At 66.9% G+C, this 11,779-nt stretch carries 8 protein-coding genes; 5 read left to right on the plus strand and 3 right to left on the minus strand.

The features are described 5' to 3' along the window. Positions 1 to 2 precede the first annotated feature (2 nt). Complete coding sequence (thiL, locus tag QPK27_RS06925) at positions 3 to 971, minus strand: thiamine-phosphate kinase (protein WP_290417481.1); 969 nt, start codon at positions 969 to 971, stop codon at positions 3 to 5. Positions 972 to 1,131: 160 nt separating this feature from the next. Here thiL and QPK27_RS06930 point away from each other — a divergent pair, with 160 nt between their 5' ends. From QPK27_RS06930 to QPK27_RS06950, 5 genes are all read left to right on the plus strand, one after another. Beyond that, positions 1,132 to 3,444, plus strand: coding sequence for an NADP-dependent malic enzyme (locus tag QPK27_RS06930; RefSeq protein ID WP_290417482.1), 2,313 nt, complete (start codon positions 1,132 to 1,134; stop codon positions 3,442 to 3,444). A gap of 352 nt (positions 3,445 to 3,796) precedes the next feature. After that, positions 3,797 to 4,837, plus strand: coding sequence for a GDP-mannose 4,6-dehydratase (gmd, locus tag QPK27_RS06935; RefSeq protein ID WP_290417483.1), 1,041 nt, complete (start codon positions 3,797 to 3,799; stop codon positions 4,835 to 4,837). Positions 4,838 to 4,847: 10 nt separating this feature from the next. Continuing rightward, entirely contained in the window at positions 4,848 to 5,780 is a 933-nt protein-coding gene (locus QPK27_RS06940) for a GDP-mannose 4,6-dehydratase (RefSeq protein WP_290417484.1), read from the plus strand. Between the two features lie 35 nt (positions 5,781 to 5,815). Then, entirely contained in the window at positions 5,816 to 5,980 is a 165-nt protein-coding gene (locus tag QPK27_RS06945; RefSeq protein ID WP_290417485.1) for a hypothetical protein, read from the plus strand. A 2-nt stretch (positions 5,981 to 5,982) separates the two neighbouring features. Beyond that, positions 5,983 to 7,137, plus strand: coding sequence for a glycosyltransferase family 4 protein (locus QPK27_RS06950; protein ID WP_290417486.1), 1,155 nt, complete (start codon positions 5,983 to 5,985; stop codon positions 7,135 to 7,137). A gap of 16 nt (positions 7,138 to 7,153) precedes the next feature. On the opposite strand, the gene QPK27_RS06955 is transcribed toward QPK27_RS06950, so the two are convergent. Together QPK27_RS06955 and QPK27_RS06960 are read right to left on the minus strand one after the other, a co-directional pair. After that, a complete protein-coding gene (locus QPK27_RS06955; RefSeq protein ID WP_290417487.1) occupies positions 7,154 to 8,194 on the minus strand; it encodes a two-component system response regulator in 1,041 nt (346 codons plus the stop codon). Then, positions 8,191 to 11,526, minus strand: coding sequence for an MHYT domain-containing protein (locus QPK27_RS06960; protein WP_290417488.1), 3,336 nt, complete (start codon positions 11,524 to 11,526; stop codon positions 8,191 to 8,193). The genes QPK27_RS06955 and QPK27_RS06960 overlap by 4 nt, the downstream gene beginning before the upstream one ends. Positions 11,527 to 11,779: the final 253 nt, after the last annotated feature.

Here is an 11,779-nt window from a genome sequence, read left to right on the forward strand (position 1 = left end):
GCTCAGCCGGCCGCGAAGTGATCCCACCCCGCCAGGCGCAGATCGAGCAGCTGGCCGGCCGCATCGACCAGCCGCAGTCCCGGCGCGGCGTCGATGGTCCCGACCCGCGTCACCGCCGTCCCGGTTTCTCGCCCCGCCGCCAGCACCGCATCGCGCGCATCCCGCGGCGCCGTGAAGCACAACTCGTAATCATCGCCACCCGCCGCCGTGAAGCGGCGCCGCAGCGCGGCCGATTGGCGCGCCAGCACCGGCCCCGCTGGGAGCGCATCGACATCCAGCGTCGCCCCGACGTTCGACGCGGCCAGGATGTGCCCGAGGTCGCCCACCAGCCCGTCCGAAATGTCGAGCGCGGCATGGGCGAGCGGCGCCGCCGCCAACGCCAGTCCCAGGGCCACGCGCGGCGCCGGCATGTGCATGCGCAGGCCGGCCTGGTCGAGCGCACCAGGGTCCAGCGCGATTTCGTCCAGGTAGGCCGCCAGCGCCAGGCGCGCGTCGCCCAGCGTCCCGGAGATCCAGATGTCGTCGCCGGCGCGCGCCGCGTCGCGCCGCAGCGCGTGGCCCGGTTGCAGCTCGCCGAACACGGTGATGCAGATGTTCAGCGGCCCCTTGGTGGTGTCGCCCCCGACCAGTTCGCACCCGTATTCATCGGCCAGCGCGAACAGCCCCTGCGAAAAGTCTTCCAGCCACGCCGGATCGGCCTGCGGCAGCGCCAGCGACAGCGTAAACGCAACAGGGCGCGCGCCCATCGCCGCCAGGTCGGACAGGTTCACCGCCAGCGCCTTGTGCCCCAGCATGCGCGGGTCGGCGCCGGCGAAGAAGTGGCGGCCCTCGACCAGCATGTCGGACGAGATCGCGAGCTGGCGCCCGGGCGCGGGCTGCAGCAGGGCGCAGTCGTCGCCGATGCCCAGCACGGCCTGGCCGGGACGGTCACGGTGAAAATAGCGCTTGATGAGGTCGAATTCGGAGAGCATAGGCGGCGATTGTACCGCGCCGCGCAAGCCGGCTCGCGGCAGGAATTGACAGTCAAATAATTGCTGCAAGTGCACATAAGTATCGTAAAAATACGTAGGCTTTGACAACTTCCTGTCTGATAGAATCGTAGACCCGTTTGCAACAGGAAGGCTGCCCAGCATGGATTCGTCATCTGACAAAAAAGAAGAACTGCGTCAGCAACTGCGTCAAGCAGCGCTCGAATATCACCAGTTCCCCCGGCCCGGCAAGATCTCCGTCACGCCGACCAAGGGCCTGCTGAACCAGCGCGACCTGGCGCTGGCCTACTCGCCGGGCGTGGCCGCCCCTTGCGAAGAGATCGTCAAGGACCCGGCCAATTCGTACAAGTACACCGCGCGCGGCAACCTGGTGGCCGTGATCTCCAACGGCACCGCCGTGCTGGGCCTGGGCAATATCGGCCCACTGGCTTCCAAACCAGTGATGGAAGGCAAGGGCGTGCTGTTCAAGAAGTTCGCCGCCATCGACGTGTTCGACATCGAGATCAACGAAACCGATCCGGACAAGCTGGTCGACATCATCGCTTCCCTGGAGCCGACCTTCGGCGGCGTCAACCTGGAAGACATCAAGGCGCCGGAGTGCTTCTACATCGAGCGCAAGCTGCGCGAACGGATGAAGATCCCGGTCTTCCACGACGACCAGCACGGCACGGCGATCATCGTCGGCGCCGCCATCCTGAACGGCCTGAAAGTCGTCAATAAAAGCATCAAGGAATGCAAACTGGTGGTCTCCGGCGCCGGCGCGGCCGCGCTGGCCTGCCTCGACCTGATCGTCGACCTCGGCTTCCCGCTCGAAAACATCTTCGTCACCGACCTGGCCGGCGTGGTCTACAAGGGTCGCGTCGAACTGATGGACCCGGACAAGGAACGCTTCGCCCAGGACACGCCGCACCGTTCGCTGGCCGAGGTCATTCCGGGCGCCGACATCTTCCTCGGCCTGTCGGCCGGCGGCGTCCTGAAGCAGGACATGGTCGCCAGGATGGCGCCTAATCCGCTGATCCTGGCGCTGGCCAACCCGACCCCGGAAATCCTGCCGGAAGATGCGAAAGCGGTGCGCGCCGACGCCATCATCGCCACCGGCCGTTCGGACTATCCGAACCAGGTCAACAACGTGCTGTGCTTCCCGTACATGTTCCGCGGCGCCCTGGACTGCGGCGCGACCACCATCACGCGCGAAATGGAAATCGCCGTGGTGCACGCGATCGCCGACCTGGCCCACGCCGAGCAGTCGGACATCGTGGCCTCGGCCTACGGCATCTCGAACCTGTCGTTCGGCCCGGAATACCTGATCCCGATGCCGTTCGATCCGCGCCTGCTGACCCACATCGCGCCGGCCGTGGCCAAGGCGGCGATGGACGGCGGCGTCGCCACCCGTCCGATCGAGGACCTGGCCGCCTACGCCGAAAGCCTGCAGCAGTTCGTGTACCGCAGCGGCACCTTCATGAAGCCGCTGTTCACGGTGGCCAAGAGCGCCCCGGCCGAGCTCAAGCGCATCGTCTACGCCGAAGGCGAAGAAGAGCGCGTGCTGCGCGCGGTGCAGGTGGTGGTCGACGAAAACCTGGCGCGTCCGATCCTGGTCGGCCGCCCGGCGGTGCTGGAGCAGCGCATCGAGAAGTTCGGCCTGCGCCTGAAACTGGGCAAGCACTTCGACGTGATCAATCCGGATTTCGACGAGCGCTACCGCGATTACTGGCAGAGCTACCACCGCATGGTGATGCGCAAGGGCATCACCCAGGACCTGGCCAAGCTGGCCATGCGCCGCCGCCACACCCTGATCGGCGCCATGATGATCCACAAGGGCGAAGCCGACGGCATGATCTGCGGCACCTACGGCACCACCCAGGTCCACCTCGAGTACATCGAGCAGGTGCTGGGCAAGCGCGCCGGCAGCAATGTCTACGCGGCGATGAACTTCATCATCACCCCGGAACGCCAGCTGGCGATGGTCGACACCCACGTCAACGAAAATCCGACCGCCGAGCAATTGGCCGAGATTACGATCATGGCCGCCGAAGAGATGGAGCGCTTCGGCATCGTGCCGCGCGCGGCGCTGCTGTCGCACTCCAACTTCGGCACCTCGAACAGCGAGTCGGCCAAGAAGATGCGCGCCGCCCTGGCCCTGGTGCAGCAGAAGAAGCCGGACCTGGAAATCGACGGCGAGATGCACGGCGACGCCGCGCTGGACGCGAAAAACCGCGCCAAGATCATGCCGGAATCGACGCTGCAGGGCGACGCCAACCTGCTGGTGCTGCCGAACATCGACGCCGCCAACATCTCGTACAACCTGCTCAAGACCGCTGCCGGCAACGGCATCGCGATCGGCCCGGTGCTGCTCGGCTGCGCGCGTCCGGTGCACATCCTGACGCCGTCGGCGACGGTGCGCCGCATCGTGAATATGACAGCGCTGGCGGTGGTCGACGCGGTGTCGCAGCGTTAAGCGTAGCAGTAGTGCTTGACGGTAATTTTCGGTAAAGAACGGGCCATGAGCCGGTCCGTTCCTTTAAGCTGACTCCGATATGCCTGATGTGGCGTACTTGCGCTGTATCAGGCATATTTGTCATCAGTGGTCGCTATTTGTCACCGCGCAAGGACACTGGTAACAAACCGTAAGCGGACGCCGCATGGCGTCACTTTGACGTCATAATGATCAGATAGTTGTTGCTCTTATTGCACGAAATTTCTAGCGTGCAAAGGCCGTGTCAGTCCCGTCTGTTACAATCCCGGCCAGTCCTTCACCTTGTCTTTCTATTGCGTGGCGCCTGCAAGACCACCTTCAACGATCCAAGAACATGCATACAAAAAGAGCCCTCATTACCGGTATCACCGGACAGGATGGCGCCTATCTGGCGCAGTTGCTCCTGGAAAAAGGCTACCATGTCACCGGCACTTACCGCCGTTCGAGCTCGGTCAATTTCTGGCGCATCGAAGAACTCGGCATCACCGCACACCCGAACCTGGCGCTGGTCGAATATGACCTGACCGACCTGGCATCGAGCCTGCGCCTGATCGAGAGCGCGCGTCCGGATGAAGTCTACAACCTGGCGGCGCAAAGCTTCGTCGGCGTCTCGTTCGACCAGCCGCTGGCCACTGCCTCGATCACCGGCCTGGGCGCCGTCAACCTGCTCGAAGCGATCCGCATCGTCAACCCGAAAATCCGTTTCTATCAGGCGTCGACCTCGGAAATGTTCGGCAAGGTGCAGGCCGTTCCGCAGAAAGAAGACACCCCGTTCTATCCGCGCAGCCCGTACGGCGTGGCCAAGCTGTACGCGCACTGGATGACGATCAACTACCGCGAATCGTACGACATCTTCGGTTCCTCGGGCATCCTGTTCAACCACGAGTCGCCGCTGCGCGGCCGCGAGTTCGTCACCCGCAAGATCACCGATTCGGTGGCCAAGATCGTGCTCAATCAACTGGACGTGCTGGAGCTGGGCAACCTGGACGCCAAGCGCGACTGGGGCTATGCCAAGGAATACGTCGAAGGCATGTGGCGTATCCTGCAGGCGGCCAATCCCGACACCTTCGTGCTGGCCACCAACCGCACCGAGACCGTGCGCGACTTCGTCACCATGGCCTTCAAGGCCGCCAACCTGGCGGTCGAGTGGAGCGGCAGCGGCGAGAACGAAGTCGGCCACTGCGCCCGCACCGGCAAGCAGCTGGTGCGCATCTCGCCCAAGTTCTACCGTCCGGCCGAGGTCGACCTGCTGATCGGCGACCCCGAAAAGGCCAGGCGCGAGCTGGGCTGGGAACCGAAGACCACGCTCGAAGAGCTGTGCCAGATGATGGTCGACGCCGACCTGCGTCGCAACGAACTGGGTTTCTCGTTCTGACATGACGCGCATGGCCACGGACCAGATCCCCGTCTCGCTTGAAGGACGGGAAGGCGAGGGCCGGCGCGCTCTGATCACCGGCCTGCGCGGCTTCACCGGCCACTACCTGGCGCAAGAGCTCAGCGCCGCCGGCTACCGCGTGTTCGGCACCGCGATGCCGGGCGACGAACTGGGGCCCGACATGTTCGCGATGGACCTGTGCGACCGCGAGGCCGTGGCCGCGGTGGTCGACGAGGTCAAGCCGGACGTGGTGGCGCACCTGGCCGGCATCGCCTTCGTGGGGCACGCCAACGTCGAGGCGATCTACCGCGTCAACGTGGCCGGCACCCGCAACCTGCTCGAGGCGCTCGCCGCCGGCAATCACCGTCCCACCAGCGTGCTGCTGGCGTCGTCGGCGAATATCTACGGCAATGCCAGCGTGGCCGTCATCGACGAGAACGTGCCGGCGGCGCCGGCCAACGACTATGCCGTCAGCAAGCTGGCGATGGAGTACATGGCGCGCCTGTGGATGGACCGGTTGCCGATCACCATCGTGCGTCCGTTCAACTACACCGGTGTGGGCCAGACCGAGAACTTTTTGCTGCCCAAGATCGTGTCGCACTTCCGCCGCAACGAAGCGCGCATCGAGTTGGGCAACCTGGCCATCGCGCGCGATTTTTCCGACGTGCGCATGGTCGCGCGCAGCTACCGCCGCCTGTTGGCGGCGGCGCCCGCCGGCGAAGCCTTCAACGTCTGCTCGGGGCGCTCGCATTCGCTGGCCAACCTGATCGACATGATGGGAGAAATCGCCGGCTACCGCATCGAGGTGCAGGTCAATCCCGCTTTCGTGCGCGCCAACGACGTGCTGCAGCTCACCGGCAGCAACGACAAGCTGAGCGCCGTGATCGGCGACCTGGCGCCGACGCCGTTGTTCGACACCTTGCGCTGGATGTACGGGGCGTGAATGGCGGCGCTCTCAGCGTCAGGCCCGGACCGACCATGATCGAGCCGGGCCTGGACGCCGGCCGCATTCCGGCGGCCGCTTCGATGCCGGCCCCCGGGCGCGACGGCGGCCGCGTGCGCGCCGACCACATGATCCAGGACGCCACCGTCCGCCTTGGCCTTGCCGCGGCCGGTAGCGTCCTTTTGCAACAAGCTAGCTGAATATGCGTGTCCTTCATTTCTCCAAGACGTATCATCCCGACTCGTTCGGCGGCATCGAGCAGGTGATCCGCCAGCTGTGCGTCGGCACCGGGCGCCTGGGCGTGACCAACAGCGTGCTGGCGCTGTCGCGCCAGCAGAACCTGGCGCCGCTCGAGTTCGAGGGCCACATGGTGCACCGCGTGCCGCTGAATTTCGAGATCGCTTCCAACGCGGTCTCGGTGCAGGCCTTCGGCGCGCTGGCGCGCCTGGCGCGCGAGGCCGACGTGGTGCACTACCACTTTCCGTGGCCGTTCATGGACGTGGCGCACTTCATGGCGCGCATCCGTAAGCCCAGCGTGGTCACCTACCACTCCGACATCGTGCGCCAGCGCCACCTGCTGCGCCTGTACCAGCCGCTCAAGCACCGCTTCCTGGGCAGCGTCGACTCGATCGTCGCCAGTTCGCCCAACTACATGGCCTCGTCGCCGGTGCTCGGGCGCTACCGCGACAAGACCCGCATCATCCCGTATGGCCTGGACAAGGCCACCTACGCCAAGCCCGAGCCGGAGCGCCTGGCGCACTGGCGCGCGCGCATCGGCCCCAGGTTCTTCCTGTTCGTGGGCGTGCTGCGCTACTACAAGGGCCTGCACATCCTGCTCGAGGCGGCGGCGGGCACCGACTATCCGATCGTGATCGTCGGCGCGGGCCCGACCGAGCAGGAACTGAAGGAACAGGCCGCGCGCCTGGGCCTGAAGAACGTGATGTTCGTCGGCGCGCTCGACGAGCAGGACAAGGCCGCGCTGCTGACGCTGTGCTACGCGGTGTCGTTCCCTTCGCACCTGCGCTCGGAAGCGTTCGGCATGTCGCTGCTGGAAGGGGCGATGTACGGCAAACCGATGATCTCGAGCGAGATCGGCACCGGCACCACCTACGTCAACGTCGACGGCAAGACCGGCCTGGTGGTGCCGCCGTCCGACCCGGTGGCGCTGCGCGCGGCGCTGCGCACGCTGTGGGACAACCCCGAGCTGGCGCGCGCCATGGGACGGCGCGCCGAGGAGCGTTTCGAAGAGCTGTTCACGGCCGAGGCGATGGCGCGCAATTACACCGACCTGTATCGGGAACTGGTGGCGCGCAAGGCGCCGCTGACGGTGGGGGCCGAGGCGCCGGTGCAGTTGTGATGGCGTAGGGCAGTGCTTACGCTGCCTGCGCAGCTTGTGCAGGCGGGTGCGCCGCCACCGCCTGCGCCGTCTCCGCCCAGCGCAACCGAATCTCCCGAATCGCCGGCATCTGCCCGGCAAACAGATCCACCAGCTGCGGATCGAAATGCCGCCCCTTCTGCTCATGCAGGAACGCCAGCGCTTCGCCCTCGCTCCACGCCTTCTTGTACGGCCGCTCCGACGTCAGCGCATCGAACACGTCGGCGATCGCCGTGATCCGTCCCACCAGCGGAATCTGCTCGCCCTTCAGGCCATGCGGATAGCCGCTGCCGTCGTATTTCTCATGGTGCGTCAGCGCGATGCTGCGCGCCAGCGCCAGCATGCCGCCGGCGTGCTCGCCGATGATCTCGGCGCCGATCGTCACGTGGCTCTGCATGATCTTCCATTCGTCGGCGTCGAGCGGGCCGGGTTTTTGCAGGATGCGGTCGGGGATGCCGATCTTGCCGACGTCGTGCATCGGCGCCGCATGCAGCAGGTCGTCGGCTTCGAGCTCGGTCATGCCGGCGGCGATGCCGAGGATGCGCGAGAAGTGGCTCATGCGGATCACGTGCAGGCCGGTCTCGTTGTCCTTGTACTCGGCCGCCAGGCCCAGGCGCTGCACGATCTCGAGGCGGCTGGCGCGCAGTTCTTCCATGCGCACCAGCGACAGGTGGGTGCGCACGCGCGCGCGCACGATCGGCGGGCTGACCGGCTTGGTGATGTAGTCGACCGCGCCGGCCTCGAAACCTTCGAGCTCGTCGTCGGTCTCGGTCAGTGCGGTAACAAAAATCACCGGCACCGAGGCAGTGGCCGGATTGGCCTTGAGCGCGGCGCACACTTCGAAGCCGGACATCCCCGGCATCATCACGTCCAGCAGCACCAGGTCGGGCCGTTCCTGGCGCACCAGTTCGAGCGCGCGCGCGCCGTCCTTGGCGAACAGCAGGCGGTAGTGGTCCTGCAGGATCTGGCGCAGCAGCTGCAGGTTGCTGGCTTCATCGTCGACCGCCAGGATCAGCGGACGGGTAGTCGGTTGGTTCATGCGGTGGCTTGGTGGAAGTCGTCTTGCAGTGGTTCGGAGGCGTCGTCAAGCTCGCCCAGCGCGGCCAGCACGGTCTCGAGGTGCTCGATGGCGAGGTCGAAGTCGAAGTCGGCGATGGCGCTCTGCACCTGCGCCACGCGCGCCGCGCTGGCGTGCGCCGCCAGCGCCACGGCCAGGCTGGCCATCGCGCCGTCGTCGAGGGCGCCGCGCCGCAGCGCCTGCAGCAGCACGCCGCCGGCGCGGCGCGCCCGCGCCAGGTCGACCGTGGCGGCCGCGCCGCCGGCGTCGGACGGCGCCGGCGGGGCGTCGCCCTGCACCGCGGCCAGGGCGGCGTCGAGCGCGTTGCTGGCCACCACCAGGGCGGCGGCGGTCTTGCGGCCGTCGGCCGGCATCGCGTCGGCGACCTGTTCGAGCGCGGCCAGCGCGTCGGACAGCACTTCGAGGCCGATGTTGGCGGCGGCGCCGCGCACCTTGTGCGCCAGCATGCGCAGCTGCTGGTGTTCGCCGCCGGCCGCGTGCAGCAGCATGGCGCTGCCCAGCTCCGCGTACTGGCGGCCGAAATGCGCCAGCGCCTCGGCATAGGTGTCTTCGCGTCCGCTCCAGCGGTGCAGGCCGGCGCGCCGGTTCAGCACTTCGCGCGGGCCGGGCGGGACCACCGGCGCGGTGGCGGCGCTGCCGGTGGGCAGGCCGAGCACGCGCGCGATCTCGTGCGACAGCGCGAACCAGTCGACCGGCTTGCTGGCGAAACCGTCCATCCCGGCCTCGACGCTGGCTTCGCGGTGCGCGGCCAGCACGCTGGCGGTCATGGCGATCACCGGCAGGCGCGGGCGTCCATTGCGCGCCTCGTGCGCGCGGATCGCGCGGGTCGCGTCCAGGCCGTCCATGGTCGGCATCTGGAAGTCCATCAGCACGATGTCGAAGTCGCCGCTGATGGCCAGTTCCACCACCGCGGCGCCGTCGCGCACCGCGGTCATGGTGTGGCCACGGCGCTGCATCAGGAGCTGCATCAGTTCCAGGTTCTGCGGCACGTCGTCGGCCACCAGCACGTTGAGCGGCGGCAGCACGGCGGCGCTGCGCACGCGCGGCGCCTGGGTCGCGAAGCGCGCCAGCACCAGCGGCACCCGCACGTGGAAGGTGGCGCCGCGTCCCAGCTCGCTCTCGGCCCAGATGCGGCCGCCCATCAGCTCGACCAGCTGCTTGCTGATCGTGGTGCCGAGACCCGTGCCGCCGAAGCGGCGCGTCATCGAGGCGTCGGCCTGGGTGAACGGATCGAAGATCGCGGCCAGGCGCTCGGGCGCGATGCCGATGCCGGTATCGGTCACCGCGATGCACAGCTGGTCGCCTTCCGCGCCGACCTTCAGGGTCACGCCACCGCTGGCGGTGAACTTGATCGCGTTGTCGAGCAGGTTGGTCAGCACCTGGCGCATGCGCAGCTCGTCGCCGCGCAGGCCGGTCGGCAGCGCCGGGTCGTACTGGATGTCCAGGTGCAGGCCCTTGGCGCGCGCATTGGCCGCGAGCGTCGACGACAGTTCGTCGATCAGCGACAGCAGGTTGTAGTCGTTCTGCTCCAGCTCGACCGCGCCTTTTTCGAGCTTGGCGGTGTCGAGGATCTCGTTGAGCAGGCGCAGCAGGGCGCGGCCGGCGTTGCGCACGGTGTCCAGGTGACGCCGCTGCTCGCTGTCCAGCTTGCCGTCGAGCAGCACGTCGGTGAAGCCCAGGATCGAGTTCATCGGGGTGCGGATCTCGTGGCTCATATTGGCGACGAAGGTGGCGCGCGCGGCCGCGGCCTGCTCGGCCGATTCCTTGGCGCTGCGCAGCGCTTCTTCCATCTGGCGCCGCTCGGTGATGTCGAAGATCACGCCGTCGAGCCACTTGACCTCGCCCGACTCGTCGCGCACCGGCGCGCCGTTTTCCCACAACCAGCGCACGCCGCCGTCGGCGTGCAGCACGCGGTATTCGACCAGGTAGGGGCGGTGTTCGCGCAACGCGGCGCCGGCCTCCTTGGCCACGCGCAGACGGTCTTCGGCGTGGATCAGGGCGCCGAACACGCGTCGCGGCGGCTGGCCCAGGAAGTCCCCGGCCGGATAGCCGGTGACGCGTTCGACCGCGTCGCTCATGAACACCATCGGCCACTCGGCGCCCAGCAGGCTGCGGTAGGAGATGCCGGGGATGTTGCCGATCAGCGAGCGGAACTGCTGCTCGCTGGCGCGCAGCGCCGTCTCCATCGCGCGCTGTTCGGTGATGTCGGTGACGAAGCAGACGAACAGGTCGCGTTCGCCGAAGCAGGCGTGGCCCATCGCGCCGCGCACCGGCACCAGCGAGCCGTCCTTGCGCAGGCCGAGGGTGTCGGTGGTGGTGCGGAAGCCTTCCAGCGTACCGCTGGCCAGCACGTGCAGCAGGCCTTTCTTCTTGTTGCGGTCGGTCTCGTTGAGCAGCAGGGCGATGCTCTGGCCGACGATCTCGTCGCGGCGCCAGCCGAAGATGCGCTCGGCCGAGGCGTTGAATTCGGTGACGATGCCGTCGCGTCCGACCGTGATCACGCCGTCGACGGTGGTGGTCAGGAGGGCGCGCATCCAGGCTTCGCTGCGCGCCAGGTCGAGGTACAGCTGGCGGTAGCGCAGCAGGCCGTTGACCGCCACCACGCTCAGGCACAGCATCACGATGATCACGCTCAGGGCTAGCGCCAGGAAGTCGCTGTTGCCGCCGGCGGCGTCGAGCGGCTCGACGTCGCCGACGAAGCGCGCGGCGGCCATGCCGGTGTAGTGCATGCCGGCGATGGCGCAGCCCATCACCACGGCAGCGACCAGCAGGCGGCGCGGTTCGGTCATCGACTTGAAGTGCGCCATGCCGGCGCGCGCCCACAGCGCCAGCGTGGCCAGCACCACCGCGACCACGATCGACAGCGCGAACATCAAGGGATCGTAATGCAGCGACAGCGCCATGCGCATGCCGTGCATGCCGGCGTAGTGCATGGCGCCGATGCCAGCGCCGACCAGCACGCCGCCGATCAGCAGTTCGGTCTTGCCGATGTGTGGACGCGAGATCAGGTGCAGCGCCACGAACGAGGCGCCGATGCTCGGCAGGCCCGACAGGATCGTGGTCCAGTGGTCGTAGTGCACCGGCGTGCACAGGTTGAACGCCAGCATGCCGATGAAGTGCATGGCCCAGACGCCGGCGCCGAGCGCCAGGCTGCCGGTGCCGAGCACGATCGCACGGTGCGCCGGATTGCTGCTGGCGCGACCGGTGATCTGTAGTCCCATCCAGGAGGCGAAAATCGCCACCAGCACCGACAGCACGACCAGGCGCGGTTCGTAGATTCCATAGCTGAGCATGGAAGGGTCGGTGGGAACGTTAAAGATCGGCAGCATGGGTTAACAAAGTTGACGTGAGGCACCAAAAAGCGAGACGGATAGCGAGTATCGCATTTTCCGAATTGAAAGTGGTGTTGTTCTTGAGAATCAGGTCGTGAAGAGTGTTGTTTTGTCGTCTCAAACGCAAGAATTTGCGGTAGCTCGCTAGAAGATACTTGGGGTTTTCATAGTGAACAAGGCCACGTGATGCGGTCATGTCCGGTGCAAGAGGACG

The organism is Massilia sp. YIM B02443 (genome assembly GCF_030411955.1).
Lineage (GTDB): Bacteria > Pseudomonadota > Gammaproteobacteria > Burkholderiales > Burkholderiaceae_D > Telluria.

Excerpts from the sequence above, each read along its gene's own strand:
- thiL (WP_290417481.1), bottom strand. The coding sequence starts at position 971 with ATGCTCTCCGAATTCGACCTCATCAAGCGCTATTTTCACCGTGACCGT.
- QPK27_RS06930 (WP_290417482.1), top strand. The coding sequence starts at position 1,132 with ATGGATTCGTCATCTGACAAAAAAGAAGAACTGCGTCAGCAACTGCGT.
- gmd (WP_290417483.1), top strand. The coding sequence starts at position 3,797 with ATGCATACAAAAAGAGCCCTCATTACCGGTATCACCGGACAGGATGGC.
- QPK27_RS06940 (WP_290417484.1), top strand. The coding sequence starts at position 4,848 with ATGGCCACGGACCAGATCCCCGTCTCGCTTGAAGGACGGGAAGGCGAG.
- QPK27_RS06945 (WP_290417485.1), top strand. The coding sequence starts at position 5,816 with ATGATCGAGCCGGGCCTGGACGCCGGCCGCATTCCGGCGGCCGCTTCG.
- QPK27_RS06950 (WP_290417486.1), top strand. The coding sequence starts at position 5,983 with ATGCGTGTCCTTCATTTCTCCAAGACGTATCATCCCGACTCGTTCGGC.
- QPK27_RS06955 (WP_290417487.1), bottom strand. The coding sequence starts at position 8,194 with ATGAACCAACCGACTACCCGTCCGCTGATCCTGGCGGTCGACGATGAA.
- QPK27_RS06960 (WP_290417488.1), bottom strand. The coding sequence starts at position 11,526 with ATGCTCAGCTATGGAATCTACGAACCGCGCCTGGTCGTGCTGTCGGTG.